This is a genomic window from Streptomyces sp. G7(2002), assembly GCF_028870195.1.
In the GTDB taxonomy this organism is placed as follows: Bacteria; Actinomycetota; Actinomycetes; order Streptomycetales; family Streptomycetaceae; genus Streptomyces; species Streptomyces nigrescens.
Genome location: NZ_CP102609.1, coordinates 349,001 through 366,558 on the forward strand (window position 1 = coordinate 349,001; position 17,558 = coordinate 366,558).

Here is a 17,558-nt window from a genome sequence, read left to right on the forward strand (position 1 = left end):
CGGCCGTCAGTCGTGGCGGGTCAGCCGGGCGACGAGGTGGAGCCGGTCCCCGTCGGCGGACTCGCCCGGCCCGGCGCCCTCGTGCCAGGCCGGGTCCGTCCGCGGCCCCGGCCCGTCGTGCAGGTCGAGGACCTCGAAGCCGTGCGCGGCGAGGGCGTGGCGCAGCTCCTGGGGGAAGAGCAGTCGCCATGCGGAACGCTGCTCGTGGGGCGGGGAGCCGTCGTCGGTGGTCCAGATGCGGGTGCGGCGCAGGAGTTGGGCGGCGCGGTCGATGTACAGCGTGGTGGTGGAGGTGTAGGCGGTGCCGCGCCAGGTGAAGTCGTTGACGGCCGGGGCGTCGAGCAGTTCCGTCCGGCCGAGGAAGAAGGCGCCGTTGCGCATCTCGGCCACGAGCAGCCCGCCGGGCGTGAGGCCGCGCCGGCAGGAGGCGAGGAAGCCGTCGAGTTCGGCGTTGGTGTGGCAGTAGAGCAGGGCGCTGTCCAGGCAGACGATGGCGTCGAAGGGGCCTTGGCGGAGGTCGAAGTCGCGCAGGTCGGCTTGTACGTAGTCCGGTCCGGGGTGCTGCGTGCGGGCATGGGCCAGCATCGCGGCGGAGAGGTCGGCGCCGACGACGGTGCGGCCCGCCCCGTGCAGATGGGCGGCGTCCCTTCCGGTGCCGCAGCCGAGGTCCAGGACGCGGTGTCCCGCGCCGTGCCGGCGCAGGCAGTCCTCGGCCCAGCGGCCGGCGAGCCGTTCGGTGTCGGGGAAGCGGGCCTCGTAGAGCTCCGGGTTGTCGGTCAGCAGGTTTTCGCTGGTCATATCCGTTTCCATGGGTGTGGTCAGGCCTTCCCCGCCGTCGTGGGCGCCGCGGTGGCCGGTGCGGGGTCGGTTGCCTGCCCCGGCAGACCGCGCAACCGGTGCAGCCAGGCGACACCCGCCGCGGAGACCAGCCCGAAGACCAGGCAGCAGGCCCACGGCAGCCACTGCATACGGGTGTGCTCACCGGTATCCATGGCCCAGCCGACGACGGTGTTGCCCGCCGCCGCGGCGATTCCGGAGACCACGTAGAACAGTCCGAAGTAGGTGCCGGTGAGTTCGGCGCGGCCGAAGGCGGGGATCAGCTCCATCACGAACGGCTGGGCGACCATGACACCGAGGTAGAGCAGCAGCGCCCCGGCCAGTACGGGCAGTGCGCGCAGCGCGGCTTCGCCGGGGCCGCCGGACGGCGGTCCCAGGGCTGCGACGGCCATCGGCGGGACGAAGCCGAGGCCCATCAGGCCGAGCCCGGCGCTGATCCACCGCGCCCGGTCCCCGCGCTCCTTGAGGGCGCGGGTGATCCGCATCTGGAGCGCGAGGTTGGCGACGGTGCCGATGAGGAACACCAGACCGGCAGCGCCGTCCCAGCCGGTGGCCCGCCGGGCGCCGTCGGGCAGCAGCAGATACAGCTGGTTCTGCATGGTGAACATGCCGACCATGACCAGCGCGAAGGCCAGGAAGACACGGTTGCCGAGGACCTCGCGCCAGTCGCCGAGGACGCTGTTGGCCGCCGGGGCGACCTTGGATGCGGGCAGCACCACGGCCTGGGCGACGGTGAGCAGGGCGAAGATCGCGGCGGCGGTGAGCGCGGAGACCCGGAAGTCGACCAGCAGCAGGGCGCTGCCGAGCAGCGGCCCGATCAGGGCGCCGGTGGTCGCGAAGACGTTGAAGAGCGCGAACGCCTCGGCCTTGCGCGGGCCCGCCTCCTGCGCGAGATAGGCCCGTACGGCGGGGTTGAACAGCGCCCCGGCCAGCCCGGAGAGCACGGACGCCGCGAGGAGGACGACCAGGCCGTCGCCGAGCGCGAAGAGGCCGAAGCCGACGGTCCGCAGCGCGCAGCCGGCGATGATGACACCGCGTGCGCCCAGCCGGTCGGCGGCCGAACCGCCGATGAGGAACAGGCCCTGCTGGCTCAGGTTGCGGACGCCGAGGATGATCCCGACGACCGCGGCGGACATTCCGAGGTCTTCGCCGAGGTGCACGGCGAGGTAGGGAATGAGCAGATAGAAACCGGTGTTGACGCCGAGCTGGTTGATCAGCAGCAGCCGGATGGCGAACGGGAAGCGGCGCATCTCGTGCCAGGTCTTCACCGGTCCGCCTCCCCGCCGCGGACCGGCTCCGGCGTCTCCTGGACCGCTGTTTCCTGGCCCGGTGTCTCTCGGCCCGCTGTCTCCCCGTCCGGTGGCGGTGTGCCGTGGGCCGGACGGACGCCGAGGCCGGGTTCGCGGCCGGCGCGTACGGTGCCGTCCGTGCCGCCGATACCGGTCCAGGGGTCGTGGGCGAGCAGCAAGTGGCCGTCCAGGTCCGTCCATCGGGCGCGGTCGGCGAGGTGGACGGCGGGGGCGAGGCCGAGGGTGCTGGCGGTGAGGCAGCCGAGCATCAGCTCGGTGCCGCTGCCGGCGAGCAGGTCGGCGATGCGCAGCGCCGCGGTGACCCCACCGCACTTGGCGAGCTTGACGTTGATGCCGTGCACCCGCCCGGCCAGCCGCTGGGCGTCCTCGAAGCCGACCGCGTCCTCGTCGGCGATGACCGGCAGCGGCGAACGTGCGGCGAGTGCGGCCAGTGCCTCGGGGTCGCCGGGGGCGAGCGGCTGCTCCACCGCCTCGATGCCGAGGCCGGCGTAGCGGGGCAGCAGGGCGTCGGCCAGGGCGGGGCTCCAGGCACCGTTGGGGTCGAGCAGCAGCCGGGCGTGCGGTGCGGCGTTGCGTACCGCCAGTACGCGGTCGAGGTCGTCCTCGGGGTCCGGGGCACCGGCCTTGATCTTGATGACGGAGAAGCCGAGCCGGGTCAGCCGGCCCGCCTGCTCCGCGGCCGCACGGCACGAGGTGATGCCGATGGTGCGGGCGGTGGCGGCGCTCGGCGCTTCCGATGCGCCGAGCAGCTGGTGCACGGGCAGGCCGGCGCGCTTCCCGACGAGATCGAGCAGCGCGGACTCCACGGCCGCGGTCACCGCCGGGGGCGTGCCGGGCGCGGGCAGGTCGCTCGCGCGCAGGGCGTCGAGGGCGCTCTCGGGGGTGGCGCAGCGGGCGAGTTCCCGCGCGGCCTCGTGCAGCAGCCGGCCGAGGGTGGCGGCGTCCAGGCCGTAGTACGTGCTGGTGACGGCTTCTCCGTAGCCGCTGTGGCCTTGGTGCTCGATGGCGAGCCATACGGCGTCGCGGGCCGCCATCGTGGAGCGGGATATCCGCAGCGGCTCGGTGAGTTCGAGTCGTACGGTGCGCTGGCTGACCTTCACGGGGCTTCTTCCCAGGTGGTGGGGTGGGCGGATTGGTGCGCGGCGGTCTGCAGCGGGGCGTGCGGGCGTCCGCTCCCCGCGGCCGGGGGTGCGAGCGGGTCGGCGACCGTCCCGCACCGGGTCCATCCGGTCGCCTCCGCGGCCGTCGGATGCGGGATCTCGACCGGGCGGGTGGCGGCCGTGGCCAGGTCCAGGCCGTGGGCGGTGGCGAAGTCGTCGTCGTAGACGCTGTTGAGGTAGCGCTGCGGACCGTCGGGGAAGACGGTGGCGACCACGGCTCCGGGGTGTACCCGTGCGGCCCATGCGGAGACGAGGGCGACGGCGCCGGTGCTCCAGCCGCCGCTGACGAAGTTGCCGGTGGCGAGCCTGCGGCAGGCATCGGCGGACTCGGCCGGGCCGACCCAGTGCACCTCGTCGAAGGCGTCGTAGGCGACATTGCGCGGATGGATGCTGCTGCCGAGGCCCCGCATCAGCCGGGCCCTGGCGGGCTGGCCGAAGATCGTCGAGCCGGTGGCGTCCACACCGATCAGCCGCAGGTGCGGCCAGTGCCGGCGCAGCGGGCCGACGACACCCGCGCTGTGGCCGCCGGTGCCGACGCTGCACACCAGGACGTCGAGATGGTCGAGTTCGGCTGCCATTTCGGCGGCGAGGGAGGCGTAACCGGCGACATTATCGGGGTTGTTGTACTGGTCGGGCCAGTACGCGCCGGGCAGCTCGGCGAGCAGCTGCCGCAGCCGGGCCAGCCGGGCCGCCTGCCAGCCGCCGTCGGCCGCCGGACGGTCGACGAGTTCGAGCCGGACCCCGTGGGTCCGCAGCAGCTGGCGCATCGACGGCTCCAGCTCGGTGTCGCCGACCAGCACGACCGGATGGCCGAGCGCCTGGCCCGCGAAGGCCAGACCGATGCCGAGTGTGCCGGAGGTGGACTCCACGACGGGGGCGCCGGGCTGCAGTTGGCCGCGCTCCCTGGCGCCGAGCAGCATGGACACGGCGGCCCGTGCCTTCATGCCGCCCGCCCCGAGCCCTTCGAGCTTGGCCCAGAAGCCGGGGTGCGGGCAGGGGAGGTCGGCGGTGACCCGGGCGAGCGGAGTGCGGCCGAGCAGGCCGAGGAGCGCGCGGTTGCCGGTCGGTTGCCGGACGGCCGTGGTCACCGGGCGGCTCCGGATGCCTCGTCGCGGTAGCGGTGGACAAGGCCCGGTCCGCCATCGAGCCAGAAGAACGGGTACGGCTCCGCACACACCGCGCTCACCCCGGAGCCGAGGAACCGCGGCAGCACCGCGCTGCCGGTCTGGGCGAACATCACCAGGGGCTTGCCGTGGCGCAGTGCGTGCTCCCGCAGCGGTTCGAAGCTGCCGTTGCCCAGCGTCATCCCGGAGGCGAGCACCGCGTCGCAGTCCGCCAGCTCGGCGAGCGCATCGGTGCGGACCGGCTCGCCCCACTCCGTCGTGCCGCCCTTGAGGTCGCAGGGCACATACGACAGCTCGCGCTCACGGAGCGCCTCCAGCAGCGAGTTGACCACGCCGACCACGAGCACCCGGGAGCCCGGCGCGGCGTCGACCAGTCCGGCGACGGCCCGTGCCCTGGCCCGGGACTTCCGCAGGGACGATCCGGCCGGCAGCGACCAGGGCCGTGCGCCGTTCGCGGGCGTGTGCGGGAGGACGTGCATCAGATAGGTGTCGAGGGCGGCCACCCGCACCGGGCGCAGCTCGTGCGCCAGGAGGCGGGCCAGGTCCGCGCCGACGCAGTCCTCGATCGCGGCGTCCGGCAGCTCACCGGGCTCCACCGCGCAGGAGCCGACCGCAGCGGCCAGCCGCAGGCTCAGCACTTCGTTGCGGTAGCCGCCGCTGCGGCCCTCGTGGCGTACGGCCTGCCGGGTGCTGAAGGCGACGGCGACCTTCTGGGTACGCGGGTCGGGCCCGAAGTCCCCGCTGAGGACACGGGTCACGAGGTCGTCGTACGAAGCGGCGGAGGCGGGGAGGTGGGTGGTGGGGGTGGTCATCGGTTCACCACCCGCGGGCGCAGCTCGGACAGCAGCGCTTCGACGTATCGGCGCGCTGCCGGGCCCTCGGCGTCGCCGGCCATGACATGCCCCAGGTACTCGTTGTTGCTGCCGGCCGCCTTGACCGGCTTGCCGGGGTCGGCGAGCTGGACTTCGAGCACACCCGGCGCCTTCCGCACGAGGTCCGCGCCGTCGATCTCCTCCAGCACGCCCGTGGACTGCGGGACGAGGAAGCCGATCGCGGCGCTGCGCAGCCCGGTGTCCCGTATGCACAGATCGGGACGCTGTCCTATCGCCACGTCCACCGCGGCGGCGGCGATGTCGACACCGGTGACATGGCGGATCAGTTCGGTGATGCGGTTGCCCGCGGGGCGGGGGTTGACCTCGATCAGACGCGGTCCGTCGGGCGTCAGCTTGATCTCGGTGTGCGCCACGACGCCGTCGAGTCCGAGTGCCTCGATCGCCTGGCGGGCCGTCTCACCGGCCGCCGCCGCATCGGCGGCCGGGAGCGGGGCGGGGAACATATGGCCGGTCTCGATGAAGGCCGGCGCCCCGCCGACGCTCTTGTCGGTCACCCCGACCACCTGGGTGGTGCCGTCGAACGTGACGGTCTCGACGCTGACTTCGGGTCCGTGGAGCAGTTCTTCGAGGAGGACCACGGGCGCCCGGCGCTGGCCGCGGGCGTTGACGGGGAAGCCGTCGAGCGCGCGGTAGGCGCGGGCCAGCTCGGCTTCGTCGTCCACGCGCCGGACGAACATGCCGGCGCACAGGTCGACGGGCTTGAGCACCAGCGGATAGCCGATCTCGGCCGCCGCGGCGGCGGCTTCGGACCGGTCCGCGCAGACCGCGAAGCGCGGCCCGGGGAGCCCGGCGGTGGCGAGCACCTGCCGGGTCGCGTCCTTGCGGCAGGCGTTCTCGACCGCTTCGGGTGCCGGGCCGGGCAGTCCGAGGTGGCCGGCGATCCGCGCGACGGCCGGGAGGTAGTAGTCGCAGGAGGTGATCACACCGTCGAAGCCGAGCGCGGAGTGCAGCCGCTCGATGTACGGCAGCAGCGTTTCGAGGTCGTTGGTGTCGGCGGTCAGCACATTGCGGGCGCCGAGCAGCGGATGAGCGGCGCCCTCGGGCGCGGAGCGCAGGTAGTGGTGCAGGTCGCGGGTGAGGAAGGTGAACTCGTGTCCGCCCTCACGGATCGCACGCGGGAGCAGCCTGCTCATCGCTCCGACCCAGCTCTCGACCATCAGCAGATGAGCCACGGTGTCCCTTCTTCGCAGCGTTGTTCGGGCCTTGTTGCGGCGGTACTTGACGGAGCGGCGGCCCCTTGGCGAGGGCCGTCCGGCTTGACCGGGCCACACTGTAAACGATAATCATTTTCACCACCAAGTCCTGCGGCACCCTCCGCCGCACTCCCGAATGCGAGACCTGTGATTCCTGCCGTACGCCGCACGGGCCTGCTCTGCGCCCTGACGGCCACCGCCGCCCTACTCCCGGCCGCCCCCGCTCCCGCCGCTCCCCCGCCACCGGCTCTCCACTTCGGCGCCTGTCCGGACTCCGTACCGACCCCGCCCGCCCCCGAGCGGGTCGAGTGCGGCCGGCTGAGCGTCCCGCTGGACCGGAGCCACCCGGACGGCCAGCACCTCGACATCGCCGTGTCCCGGGTCCGCGCCTCCGGACCGGCCTCCGACCGGCGTGGCGTCCTGCTGGTCAACCCGGGCGGGCCCGGCGGGTCGGGACTCCCCTACGCGGTGACCAAGCGCGCCAAACTGCCGGAGCAGGTGCGGCGTTCGTACGACGTGATCGGCTTCGACCCGCGCGGCACCGGCGCGAGCGCGCCCGCGGACTGTGGCCCGATGGGCGGCCTCTTCGACAGCCCGGGCCAGGACCCGGTGCCGACGGGGCGGGCGGCCGAGCAGAAATACCTCGACGGACTGCGGCGGACCGCCGACGACTGCGCCCAGCACGTCAAGGACGCGCTGCCGCATCTGTCGACCACCGAGACCGCCCGGGACATGGACGCCATACGGGAGGCGCTCGGTGAGCGCCGGATCGGCTATCTCGGCGTCTCCTACGGCAGCTATCTCGGGGCCGCCTATGCCGCCCAATTCCCGCAGCGAGTGGGCCGGATGGTGCTGGACAGCGTCGTCGGCCCCGAGGAGTGGTACGACTTCGATCTTCTCCAGAGCCGGGCCATGGTGCGCCAGCGGGCGGTGTTCTTCGCCTGGGCGGCCCGGCACGAGAAGCGCTTCGGGCTCGGTGCCGACGGGACGGCGGTACGCACCGCGTACCAGCGGGTGCGGGACGGTCTCGCCGAGCGCCCCGTGGACGGCTTCGGGGCGGCGGAGTTCGACCGCGCCGTGTACCGGGCGCTGGGCCGCACCGAACGCTGGGCGGGCCTCGCCGACGGCCTGCGGACCTATCTGCGCGACGGCACCACCGGCCCGCTGCGCCCGGCGGAGCCCTTCGACGGCCCCGCGTCACGTGCGTATGAAGCCGCCAACCGCACGGTCAAGTGCGCGGACGGACCGGCGCCCTCGCCTGCCCGCGTGGTCGCCGACATCCGGCGGATGCGGCGGCTCGACCCGCAGCCGGTGCTCACCGGGATGGAGGCCTCGGTGTGCGCCTACTGGCACCACCGGCCCGCGCACGGTACGCCGCTCGGCAGCCCGGACGCACCACCGGTCCTGCTGATCGCTTCCGAGCACGACCCCGTCACCCCCATCGAAGGCGCCCGGGCACTGCAGCGACGGCTGCCCGGCTCCCGTCTGGTCTCCCTCCACGACGACTACTCGCACGGGGTGTTCGCCAGCCGGGGCAACGGCTGTGTGGACGGGGCGGCCGCGGCCTATCTGACCGACGGAACCGTGCCGCGCGCCGACGTGCACTGCACGGGGCCCGGACTGCCCACCCCATGAGCCTCGTTGGGTGAGCGCGGACGGCCCGGCCCGCGCCACAGGGCCGGGCCTGCGCCGTCGCCCGCCCAGCCTTCACCCTCCGCCCGCGCCCGCCTCTTCACAGAGCGCACAGCGATCCTTGCCGTCCCATTCGCCCCACCCGGCGGCACTGATGAACTCGATGTACACCGCCCGCCGCCGCGCCTCGGCACCACGGTCGCGTTCGTGCCGATGGCGCAGGTAATCGGCGAGCACGGTGCCGGAGATGGCGATACCGCCACCACCCGGCGTCGCCGTCAGCGTCCCCCAGTCCACACTGCCCCCTCCAGTGATCACGATGTCGACGTCGGGAAGCTACCCGCGGCCCCGTCGGCAGGACAAGTACCGGTCAGCCGTGGGGAGTTCGCCCACTGGCACCCCGCCCACTCCCGAACAATCACACAGCACGAACCCGGGCGCCGACGACGCTATTTCTTCCCCGGAGCCACCGCCTCAAGAGCATCGACGCTGCCGGACATGACCGTCGGGAGGTGCTCGGTGAGGTGCTCGACCGGCCAGTCCCACCAGGCCAGTGCCAGGAGGCGGGCGATGTCCGCGTCGTCGAAGCGGCGACGGATCAGCCGGGCCGGGTTCCCGCCGACGATCCCGTAGTCCGGGACATCGTCGACGACCACGGACCCGGACGCGATCACCGCGCCATGGCCGATGCGGACGCCCGGCATCACCATGGCGCGGTAGCCGAACCAGACATCGTTGCCGACGACGGTGTCGCCCCGCCCGGGCAGGCCGGTGATCAGCTCGAAGTGTTCGGCCCAGGAGCCACCCATGATGGGGAAGGGGAACGTGGAAGGGCCGTCCATACGGTGGTTGGCGCCGTTCATGACGAACCGCACCCCCTCGCCCAGCGCACAGAACTTCCCGATGACCAGCTTCTCCGGCCCGTAGTGATAGAGCACATTGCGGGTCTCGAACGCCGTCGGATCGTCCGGGTCGTCGTAGTAGGAGAACTCCCCGACCTCGATCAGCGGCGAGGTCACCAAGGGCTTCAGCAGCACCACACGCGGCTGCTCGGGCATAGGGTGCACCACGGTCGGATCAGCAGGAACAGCAGGCATCACACATCAGCTTTCTCTCGCACCGCGCGGTCCGGACCCTCCCATGATCGCAACGCCCTCAGCGCCCGATCCACCGACTTTCGCCGGGCACACGGAGCCCACGACGCTGTCCCGCCTGAGGGATGTCTCGTTCACCTGGTGATCGGCGGCTGATGCCGACGCTTGACCTTGTAGTTGCTGTAAGGGCGACCATGGCGTCATGTTGTCGATCAGCGAATTCAGCGAAATGTGCCAGCTGCCGCCACAGACGCTGCGGTACTACCACTCCGAGGGTCTGCTCGTCCCGGCCCACGTCGACGAGCAGACCGGCTACCGCTCGTACCTGCTGGAGCAGGCCGAACAGGCCATGCTGATCACCGTCCTGCGCGGCACGGGAATGAGCGTCAAGCTCGTCCGGCGTGCTCTCGACGAGCCGGACGCGACCCCGGCCCTGTTGCGGCAGCACAGTGCGGAGGTAGAGCGGCAGCGGCAGGCTCAGGACGAGGCGATCAGGGACGCGCGCAGGTTCTTCGACTCGTGGCCGGAGGTGCGCCGGCGCCACACACCCGAGATGACTGTGGTGTCGAAGCTGGTGCCCGGCACGTCAGCCGGGCGCAACCAGTGCGAATGGGATGAGTCCGATGCCGCCGTCACCGCCACCGTTCAGGACGTGGTCAAGACCGTGGAGTCCTGCGGAGCCGTTGTGTCGGGGCCTCCTTGGCGCACCCTGGCCTGCGAGACCCCTGAGCAGAAGAGGCAGACCTTCTCCGGCGAGGGGCCGTGCTGGCTGGTGAAGATTCCCGTCACGGCGGACGAGGACGCCCTCGCGGCCCTGCCCGGCGACATCGAGGTGCAGCTCTTCGAGGCCCGGGACGAACTGTCGATATTCATCCCCGGCACATCCTCGATCGCCAAGTACTGCACCGCGCTCTCGCGCCTGATCCCGTATCCCCTCGACGACGCCTACGTCGACATCACCCGCATGCGGCATCTGCTGCACGACGACGGCATCGAAACCGCTGCGGCGATCCGCACGCTCGACGAGACCGACGAGACCGACGCGGACGAGTGAGGCGACGAGCGGCGGCCCCTGCGCACCGAGAGCTGTTGGGGAGGCGCGGTGCCGGAGCTACGAGCGACGGCGAGGCTTGCCGCGTCTGGCGCTCTTGGCGCCGCCGGAACCGCTACGCGGACTCTTGCCGGCCGGCTTTCCTCCTGCCTTGCCTGCCGCGGGCTTCCGCCGGGCGCCGCCCGCCTCGGGACGCTTGGCCTTCGGCTGTGCCGGGGCCGGGGCCTGCGCGCGCCCCCGTGTGCTGTTCACGGTCCGCCCGCGGACGATCCCGATGAAGTCCTCCACCAGGTCGGTGGTCTCTTCCTGGAGCCAGGACAGCGCGACGCGCGACGCGGGGGCGTCCGTGAGGGGCCGGTAGGTGAGGTCCTTGCGGTGGTGCAGGCGGGCGAGTGACTGCGGGACCACGAGGAGTCCCACCCCTGCCGCCACCAGCTCGATGGCGTCCGCCGTCGTGGCGGGGCGCTCGTTCGCGGGCCGTCCCGGCCGGTGCTCCCAGTCGAGGGTCTCGTCGAGCGGGTGCAGCACGATCTCGTCGGCCAGGTCCTCGGCAGCCACCTCGTCGACCGCCGTCACGAGGTGGTCCTTCGGCACCACGACCACGGTCGTCTCGGTGTAGAGGGGAATCGCGGCGAGATCCGTCCGGTCGACCGGCAGCCGCACGAAACCCGCGTCGGCGCCACCGCCCCGCAACAGCTCAAAGGCTTCGGCGGCGGGCACCGCGATCAGGTTCAGTGGGATGTCGGGCAGCCGCTCGTTCCAGATCCGCACCCACTTCGTGGGCGTCACTCCCGGGACATAGGCGAGCCGGAACGACGGGGATGCTTCCGAGCTTGTCACGCCGCCAGGTTACCGGTCGTGGTCAGAGGTAGCGCACATGCTCGATACCCTTGACACCATGAAGTCGCACCAGACCCCCCAGACGATGAAGCCCGCGACCGCGGCGAAGAAGCTGGGTGTGTACCTCGAGGCCACCCCCACCGAGTTCCAGGAGGGTGTCGTCTCGCGCACCGAGCTGAACGCACTGCAGGCCGATCCGCCCGAGTGGCTGCTGGAACTGCGACGCAACGGCCCGCACCCCCGGCCGGTGGTCGCGGCGAAGCTGGGCGTTTCCATCTCCGGTCTCGCCCGCGCCGGTGTCACGGAAGCACTCACCACGGAGCAGATCGACGCCCTGAAGAACGAGAGCCCCGAGTGGCTGCAGCGGGAGCGCGCCACCCAGGCCGAGGTCCGCAAGGAAGCGGTGCGGATCAAGGAGAAGAAGGCGGAGACCGGCGAGCAGCCCCGCCGCCCTCGCTCCTGACGTCTGTCCCTGAACGATGCCGGCCGCGGGCGCGCGGGTCATACCTGCCCGCCCGGCCCGGCGGGCGGCGAACTCCCCCCGTGGCCGGCCGTCACCGGTGCGGCACCCTGAGCGAGAGCGGTTACTCGAACCGCGTGGGGTCGCCCGCCCCGCGGCGGACGATCTCGGCACCGCCGCCGGAGAAGTCGATGACCGTGGTCGGCTCGGTGCCGCAGTCGCCCGAGTCGAGTACGGCGTCCACCACGTGGTCGAGCCGTTCCTTGATCTCCCATCCCTGGGTCATCGGCTCCTCCTCGTCGGGCAGGAGCAGGGTGCTGGAGAGCAGCGGCTCACCGAGCTCGGCGAGCAGGGCCTGAGTGACGACATGGTCCGGGATCCGCACGCCGACCGTCTTTTTCTTCGGGTGCAGCAGCTGGCGCGGTACCTCCTTCGTCGCGGGAAGGATGAAGGTGTAACTGCCGGGGGTGGCTGCCTTGATCGCGCGGAACACGTCATTGTCGATGTGCACGAACTGACCCAGCTGCGAGAAGTTCTCGCACACGAGGGTGAAGTGGTGACGGTCGTCGAGATTCCGGATGGAACGGATCCGCTCGATGCCGCTGCGACTGCCGAGCTGGCATCCCAGTGCGAAGCAGGAGTCCGTCGGGTATGCGATGAGCGCGCCGGAGCGGATGCTGTCGGCCACATTGCTGATGGTGCGCCGCTGAGGATTCTCGGGGTGCACGTCGAAATACTTCGCCATCCGTCGAGCCTACGTGATCAGGACTCCCGCGCCTGGGCGGGCGGGACGCCGCTGCCCCGTGGAGGGCGCCCGGAGAGCGCGTCCCCGCGGCCACGGGGCCGCCCCAGGCGCGCAGGGCGACCGGCTCCCCTTCGCTCTCCTCGTCGAGCAGCTGCATCTTCAGTGCGGCCGGGGTCCCGTCGGCCCGTTCGACCGGCAGGACGAGCGCGGACATGCCGTTCAGGGAGGGTCCGGTCAGCTTCAGCCCCCAGCGGTCGAGGAACTCCGCGGCCCGCTCCGGCAGCGCGGCGATGAAGTCGCGGCCCGCCGCCCCGTTGAACCTGCTCTGGGTGGTGACGAGTTCTTCCGGGATGTCGATCACGCGGCCGATGCTACGAGCGTGCACGACTCGGCTCCTACCGAATATCGCCGTGCTGCCGGTGCCCTCCCCTGCGCCGTACTCGCCCAACTCGCCGGGCAGCTCGGCAACTTCTCGCGCTCGCCGCCATCCAGCGCGCCGCGCCCGGCTCGACGAGGCCACGGCACAGGTTGCCGGCACGCTCCAGGAGAGGGACCAGGTTCGCCCTGGCCGAGCCGCACCCCGCTCCGTCCCCTGATGCTTCACACGCCCCTTCCGCACACCGCTCAGCCGGGCTCGACGAGCAGGTGGCGGGGGCCGCGCAGTACCGGGCTGCGCCGGTACGGAGGCGGGTCCTCGACCAGGCGGGGACTGCCGAGGTGCTGGATGAGTTCGTTCAGGGCGATCTGGGCTTCCAGACGGGCGAGCGGGGCGCCGAAGCAGCTGTGGATGCCGCTGCCGAACCCGAGGTGCTGGTTGTCCTCGCGGGCCGGGTCGAAGCGGTCGGGGTCACGGAACCGTTCGGGGTCACGATTGCCGGAGGCGAGCATCAGGATGAGGGGCACGCCCTTGGGGATGGTGAGCCCCGAGATCTCGATGTCGGCCAGTGGGGTGCGCTGCGGGAGCATCTGGACGGGAGGCTCGTAGCGCAGCAGTTCCTCCACCGCCAGGGGCATCAGAGTGGGGTCGCTGCGCAGACGTGCCAGCTGGTCGGGGTGGCGCAGCAGGGTGAGGATGCCGTTGGTGATGAGGTTGACGGTGGTCTCATGGCCGGCGATCAGCAGCAGCACGGACGTGGTCATGATTTCGAGCTGGGTGAACTGCCCGTCGGTGCCGTGGCCCGTGGCGAACGCGGAGAGCATGTCGTCGGACGGATGGTCGCGGCGCTTCCCGGCGAGCTCTCCCAGATACAGCGCCATCGTCTTCCGGGCCTCTGCGGCGGCGCGTTGGCGCTCCGCGGGGTCCTCCCCGGGGCTGGGGTCGATACCGGCGACGATCGCGTCCGACCACTGGCGGAACTGCGGCTCGTCCTCGATCGGTACGCCCAGGAGGCGGCAGATCACGGTGACGGGGAGCGGGTAGGCGAAGTCGTCGACGATGTCGATCCGTTCCTTGCCCGCCAGGCCGCCGATGAGGTCCTTGACGATGCGGGTGATCTCGCCATGCATGGCATCGATCCGGCCGGGCGTGTGGGGCGGGCCGAAGGACCACATGGCCAGGCTCCGCAGCCGGTGGTGTTCGGGGTCGTCGAGCCCGATGAAGGCCGGCGGGAGTCCTTCCTCCCCGATGCCGGTCTCGTCCGGTGCGGTGCGGTTGCGGCGGTCCGAACTGACCCGTGGATCGTGGAGCAGTGCGGCGATCTCGTGGTAGGTCCCGACCAGGTAGCTGCCGTCCTCCTGCCGTGCCACACGGCTCTCGCGGAGTTCGGCGTAGAGCGGATAGGGGTCGGCGCGGTGGGCGTAGTCGGTGATCCGTTGGAACAGGGTGTCCGCAGCCATGCGCGGGGGCTCCTCATCGCTATGGAGTGGCGGTGGTCTCAGCGGGCCGGCTGCACCACCGTCAGGCGTCGGTCCGGCATATGACCGGTGAGGGCGACGGTCGGACCGTGCGAGAGCAGCTTCGGGTCCGGTACGTCGGAGGGGACCGGGACCGGGGACTCGATCTGGTCGGCGGCCCCCGGCGCGGGCGGAAACGGTGCGGCCGTCTCGATCAGCCGCTGGTAGTACGCCAGCGACCTGGCCTGGTTGACGCTCACGGCCGCGGTGACCCGCCCCCGGTAGCCGTAGACGGCGACCAGCCGGGCGTCCTTCAGTGAGCCCTGGGCGATGACCACCTGGTCGGAGAAGGTGGGCACGCCCACCGACTTGATGTTGAGGCCGAACTGGCTGGACCAGAAGGCCGGAACCGTCAGGTGCGGGAGCCGTCGCGGCCCCGGATTGACCATGTTGTGGGCCGCCACCTCGGCCTGCGCGACCGCGTTGCCCCAGTGCTCCAGGGAGAGCAGTTGGTACTCGAAGAGCGGGTGTGGGAACCGGGCGATATCACCGGCGGCGAAGACGTCGTCGGTCACGATCCCGTACATGTCGAAGGCGCGGCACCCCGCGTCGCAGGTCACCCCTCGGGGCCCCGCGGCGAGTCCCGATTCGGCCAGCCATTCGGTGTTGCGGATCGCGCCCAGGGCGACCACGGCGACATCGGCATCGATGTGTGTGCCGTCGGAGAACTGTGCGCCGGTGAGCCGGCCGTCGCCCTCCAGGGCGGTGACCGTCACTCCGCAGCGCAGGTCGACACCGTGCGCGCGCTGCAGCTTCGCGGCGAGCGCGCCCAGGGTTCCGCCGAGCGCACCGACGAGGGGCGCCGGGCCCCGCTCCGCGACCGTCACCGCCAGGCCGCGCTCCCGGCAGGCGGAGGCGATCTCCGAACCGGTGAAGCCGGCGCCGATGACCAGGACGCGCCGCGGTCCGGCGTCGAGACGCTCCGCCAGGCGGCGTGCCTCGTCGCTGGTGCGGAGGGTGAACACCCCGTCCAAGGCGGCCTCGGCCGGGTTCGGCCAGGGCCGGGCACGGGTTCCGGTGGCGATCAGCAGCCGGTCGAAGGGCACTTCCTCGCCGTCGGCGAGAAGGACCCGCTTCCCGATCGGATCGAGTCCGGTGGCACGGACCCCGAGTCTCCACTGCGCCTCCACGTCACTGCGCCGCGGCAGCCCGGTCCGGTCCGCGGGAACCCTCCCGAGCAGCACCTGCTTGGACAGCGGAGGCCGGTCGTAGGGAGGCTGCGGTTCCTCCCCGACCAGGGTCAGCGAGCCGGTGAAACCCTTCTCCCGGAGCGTCTCGGCGGCCCGCAGCCCCGCGAGCGACGCACCGACGATGACGATCCGGCCGTCGCGTACTTCACCGCGCACCGGCGCCCGCCTCCTCGCCCATGAGGATGGCCTGCACCGGGCATGCCGCCACGGCCCGGCGCACCCGTTCCAGCTGCCCGTCCGGAACGACCGGGTGGTACAGCAGGGACTCCTCGCCATGCATCGTGAACACCTCGGGGGCGAGGAACGCGCACTGCGCATAGCCCTGACAGCGATTGAGATCGACGACGACGTTCAACCCGAGCCACTCCTCCCACCGCCCAGCACCGCACCCGTCGTCATCCGTCCTACTACCGGTGGCGGCGCGGCGCAGATGATGCTCGGCCATCCGAGGGTTGACGCGGGGTGACCAGAAGCGCAGGTCGCGGCCCACATCCCACATATCCCGCCTCACACCGCACGCCTCGCCCCTCAGGCCGGAGCAGCTCCAGATCGCTCCCCCATGAACGCAGGATCGCGCGGAGTACGGGAAGCCGTCGCAGTGCCCTTTCGCCGACCGGTAGGCGAAGTTGAGATACGCGTCCAGCGCGTCATCGGTCACATGCTGTGCTCCGCGCAGCTCAGTGTCTGCTTGCGGCGTACGAGTTCGGTGGTCGTGCCGTCCGGATCAGCGGTGACCCCGGCGACGAACGAAGCAAACACGGTACCCGTGTCCGCCTCCGGGTCATGTGCGGAGGAAGAAGAGACTGAGTTCACTTCATACACACAAGTTATCTGCCGTCACAGCCGTATGTCATCGGGCACCGGAGAGGTGGTGCCCCTCCCCCGGTGGACGGCCGCCGGGAAGCCGACGGGTCCACCGTTGGAAAGCCTCAAAGGGGTGACGTCCGGACAGAGTTCAGCTCCCGGGCGTACGGTCCACAGGAGCGCGGAGACGTCCCGTATGGCTCATTCACCGCTCATTTCTTGACCGACGGAGACTGCGCTTGTGACACCCGAACTCCCCATGTGGGTAGGTGAGTTGATCGATGGAGCCGACCACGTGAGCCATGGGCCCGACGATAAGGAAGTGCGACTCCGGGTTAATTGCGGAGAGAGATGAGTAACATCCAGCCAACCGTAGATCGACCAGGCGATAGAGAGCAGGCTGTGTCATGTCAGACTCGGATTTCGCTGCGCAGGTAGCTGCCAAACTGGAGAGCATCGCGAAAGAGATCGACGAGCTGCAGAAACTCAAGGCGAAGCTGGAGGACCTCCAGAAGCACCTCGGAACCGGTTCCCGGAAGGCAGTCGTCGCACCGCAGCCGGCGGAGCCCGAACCCGCGGTGACGAAACCGGTGACGGTGCCCTCGGCACGACGGGCGCAGGCCGCGGCGCCGAAGGCCAAGCCGGCGTCGAAGCCCCCGGCCAAGGTGGCGAAGAGCGCGAAGAAGAAGACGCGGAAGGCCAAGCCGGCCCGGGCCACCGCAGGCCGTCAGAACTCCACCCGCGCCGACCGCGTTCTCGCACTCCTTGACGAGCAGCCGCGCACGGTGTCGGAGATGACGAAGCTGCTCACGCAGCAGCATCCGGACCAGTCCGCGCCGGAGACCGCCGTCCGCAACACCCTGGAGACCTCGCTCGTCGCCAAGGGCCTCGCACACCGCAGCAAGCAGGGCAGGAGCGTCTTCTACTCCCGCCCGGCGGCCGGCGCCGGAACCCAGGAAGCCGAAGCGGCCGTGACCCAGGAGGAGGCCGCCTCCACGCCTGCCTGACGGGTAGGTCGTCCGATGCTCGGCGACGCCGTCGGCCCCTGCCTCGTGGCGGGCCCCGCCGACGGTGCGCCGAGCCGGACCCCACCTGGGTGAGGTCTCCGGCGTGGGCGGGGCGGTCCGGCCGCGGGCGGTCGCCGCAGGCGGAACGACATCGCGAGTCGTGCGATCAGCCGGATCGCCTGTAGGGTCGGGGGGCTGTGGTCCACCACGGCGATCAGGTGCCCGAGCTGCGGAAACGATACAGACCGGCCCGCAGTCGCCGGACGGGAACGAGCCGTCCGGCGAGCCCGCACGTGGTCGCGCCCGGGCGGGCGGCGGGCCACCG

The 17,558-nt window shown here is 71.5% G+C and carries 17 protein-coding genes; 4 read left to right on the forward strand and 13 right to left on the reverse strand.

All coding sequences use genetic code 11. The annotated features are described in order from the left end of the window. Window positions 1-6: 6 nt before the first annotated feature. Genes NUT86_RS01520 through NUT86_RS01545 form a run of 6 tightly spaced genes read right to left on the reverse strand, consistent with a single transcriptional unit; the run spans window position 7 to window position 6,496 of the window. The gene (locus NUT86_RS01520; RefSeq protein ID WP_148590858.1) at window positions 7-798 is read right to left on the reverse strand and encodes a class I SAM-dependent DNA methyltransferase; all 792 of its coding nucleotides are present in this window, start codon (window positions 796-798) and stop codon (window positions 7-9) included. Window positions 799-818: 20 nt separating this feature from the next. Then, window positions 819-2,105 carry an MFS transporter gene (locus NUT86_RS01525; protein ID WP_274732839.1) on the reverse strand — a complete coding sequence of 429 codons (1,287 nt, stop codon included), beginning with the start codon at window positions 2,103-2,105 and terminating at the stop codon, window positions 819-821. Further along, window positions 2,102-3,247, reverse strand: a complete 1,146-nt coding sequence (locus tag NUT86_RS01530) for a mandelate racemase/muconate lactonizing enzyme family protein (RefSeq protein ID WP_274732841.1) — start codon at window positions 3,245-3,247, stop codon at window positions 2,102-2,104. Before NUT86_RS01530 ends, NUT86_RS01525 begins: the two co-directional genes overlap by 4 nt. After that, a complete protein-coding gene (locus NUT86_RS01535) occupies window positions 3,244-4,410 on the reverse strand; it encodes a PLP-dependent cysteine synthase family protein (protein ID WP_446750816.1) in 1,167 nt (388 codons plus the stop codon). The genes NUT86_RS01530 and NUT86_RS01535 overlap by 4 nt, the downstream gene beginning before the upstream one ends. Next, entirely contained in the window at window positions 4,392-5,243 is an 852-nt protein-coding gene (locus NUT86_RS01540; RefSeq protein WP_159491870.1) for a Rossmann-like domain-containing protein, read from the reverse strand. The genes NUT86_RS01535 and NUT86_RS01540 overlap by 19 nt, the downstream gene beginning before the upstream one ends. Continuing rightward, on the reverse strand, window positions 5,240-6,496 hold the full coding sequence (locus NUT86_RS01545) for an ATP-grasp domain-containing protein (RefSeq protein WP_274732846.1): 1,257 nt from the start codon (window positions 6,494-6,496) through the stop codon (window positions 5,240-5,242). The genes NUT86_RS01540 and NUT86_RS01545 overlap by 4 nt, the downstream gene beginning before the upstream one ends. A gap of 168 nt (window positions 6,497-6,664) precedes the next feature. Here NUT86_RS01545 and NUT86_RS01550 point away from each other — a divergent pair, with 168 nt between their 5' ends. Next, window positions 6,665-8,152 carry an alpha/beta hydrolase gene (locus NUT86_RS01550; RefSeq protein WP_274732848.1) on the forward strand — a complete coding sequence of 496 codons (1,488 nt, stop codon included), beginning with the start codon at window positions 6,665-6,667 and terminating at the stop codon, window positions 8,150-8,152. 72 nt (window positions 8,153-8,224) lie between these two features. On the opposite strand, the gene NUT86_RS01555 is transcribed toward NUT86_RS01550, so the two are convergent. Beyond that, a complete protein-coding gene (locus tag NUT86_RS01555) occupies window positions 8,225-8,446 on the reverse strand; it encodes a hypothetical protein (RefSeq protein WP_266437641.1) in 222 nt (73 codons plus the stop codon). 152 nt (window positions 8,447-8,598) lie between these two features. Beyond that, entirely contained in the window at window positions 8,599-9,246 is a 648-nt protein-coding gene (locus NUT86_RS01560) for a CatB-related O-acetyltransferase (protein WP_148588036.1), read from the reverse strand. A 199-nt stretch (window positions 9,247-9,445) separates the two neighbouring features. Between NUT86_RS01560 and NUT86_RS01565 the strand changes: the two genes are divergently transcribed. Beyond that, the gene (locus NUT86_RS01565; RefSeq protein ID WP_274732850.1) at window positions 9,446-10,297 is read left to right on the forward strand and encodes a MerR family transcriptional regulator; all 852 of its coding nucleotides are present in this window, start codon (window positions 9,446-9,448) and stop codon (window positions 10,295-10,297) included. Window positions 10,298-10,354: 57 nt separating this feature from the next. On the opposite strand, the gene NUT86_RS01570 is transcribed toward NUT86_RS01565, so the two are convergent. Further along, window positions 10,355-11,134, reverse strand: coding sequence for a LysR substrate-binding domain-containing protein (locus NUT86_RS01570; RefSeq protein ID WP_274732852.1), 780 nt, complete (start codon window positions 11,132-11,134; stop codon window positions 10,355-10,357). Window positions 11,135-11,192: 58 nt separating this feature from the next. Between NUT86_RS01570 and NUT86_RS01575 the strand changes: the two genes are divergently transcribed. Then, on the forward strand, window positions 11,193-11,597 hold the full coding sequence (locus NUT86_RS01575; RefSeq protein ID WP_093636489.1) for a DUF5997 family protein: 405 nt from the start codon (window positions 11,193-11,195) through the stop codon (window positions 11,595-11,597). A 121-nt stretch (window positions 11,598-11,718) separates the two neighbouring features. On the opposite strand, the gene NUT86_RS01580 is transcribed toward NUT86_RS01575, so the two are convergent. The 4 genes from NUT86_RS01580 to NUT86_RS01600 form a co-directional block, all read right to left on the reverse strand. Next, window positions 11,719-12,339: an L-threonylcarbamoyladenylate synthase gene (locus NUT86_RS01580; RefSeq protein ID WP_093636010.1), complete on the reverse strand. Its 621-nt coding sequence runs from the start codon at window positions 12,337-12,339 to the stop codon at window positions 11,719-11,721. A 624-nt stretch (window positions 12,340-12,963) separates the two neighbouring features. After that, complete coding sequence (locus NUT86_RS01590; RefSeq protein WP_159491862.1) at window positions 12,964-14,175, reverse strand: cytochrome P450; 1,212 nt, start codon at window positions 14,173-14,175, stop codon at window positions 12,964-12,966. Between the two features lie 38 nt (window positions 14,176-14,213). Next, window positions 14,214-15,578, reverse strand: a complete 1,365-nt coding sequence (locus NUT86_RS01595) for an NAD(P)/FAD-dependent oxidoreductase (RefSeq protein ID WP_274732857.1) — start codon at window positions 15,576-15,578, stop codon at window positions 14,214-14,216. Continuing rightward, window positions 15,568-15,777, reverse strand: coding sequence for a ferredoxin (locus NUT86_RS01600; RefSeq protein WP_093636495.1), 210 nt, complete (start codon window positions 15,775-15,777; stop codon window positions 15,568-15,570). Before NUT86_RS01600 ends, NUT86_RS01595 begins: the two co-directional genes overlap by 11 nt. 856 nt (window positions 15,778-16,633) lie before the next feature. Between NUT86_RS01600 and NUT86_RS01605 the strand changes: the two genes are divergently transcribed. Next, window positions 16,634-17,233 carry a hypothetical protein gene (locus tag NUT86_RS01605; protein WP_109886643.1) on the forward strand — a complete coding sequence of 200 codons (600 nt, stop codon included), beginning with the start codon at window positions 16,634-16,636 and terminating at the stop codon, window positions 17,231-17,233. Window positions 17,234-17,558 lie beyond the last annotated feature (325 nt).

Excerpts from the sequence above, each read along its gene's own strand:
- NUT86_RS01520 (WP_148590858.1), bottom strand. The coding sequence starts at position 798 with ATGACCAGCGAAAACCTGCTGACCGACAACCCGGAGCTCTACGAGGCC.
- NUT86_RS01540 (WP_159491870.1), bottom strand. The coding sequence starts at position 5,243 with ATGACCACCCCCACCACCCACCTCCCCGCCTCCGCCGCTTCGTACGAC.
- NUT86_RS01560 (WP_148588036.1), bottom strand. The coding sequence starts at position 9,246 with ATGCCTGCTGTTCCTGCTGATCCGACCGTGGTGCACCCTATGCCCGAG.
- NUT86_RS01565 (WP_274732850.1), top strand. The coding sequence starts at position 9,446 with ATGTTGTCGATCAGCGAATTCAGCGAAATGTGCCAGCTGCCGCCACAG.
- NUT86_RS01575 (WP_093636489.1), top strand. The coding sequence starts at position 11,193 with ATGAAGTCGCACCAGACCCCCCAGACGATGAAGCCCGCGACCGCGGCG.
- NUT86_RS01580 (WP_093636010.1), bottom strand. The coding sequence starts at position 12,339 with ATGGCGAAGTATTTCGACGTGCACCCCGAGAATCCTCAGCGGCGCACC.
- NUT86_RS01590 (WP_159491862.1), bottom strand. The coding sequence starts at position 14,175 with ATGGCTGCGGACACCCTGTTCCAACGGATCACCGACTACGCCCACCGC.
- NUT86_RS01605 (WP_109886643.1), top strand. The coding sequence starts at position 16,634 with ATGTCAGACTCGGATTTCGCTGCGCAGGTAGCTGCCAAACTGGAGAGC.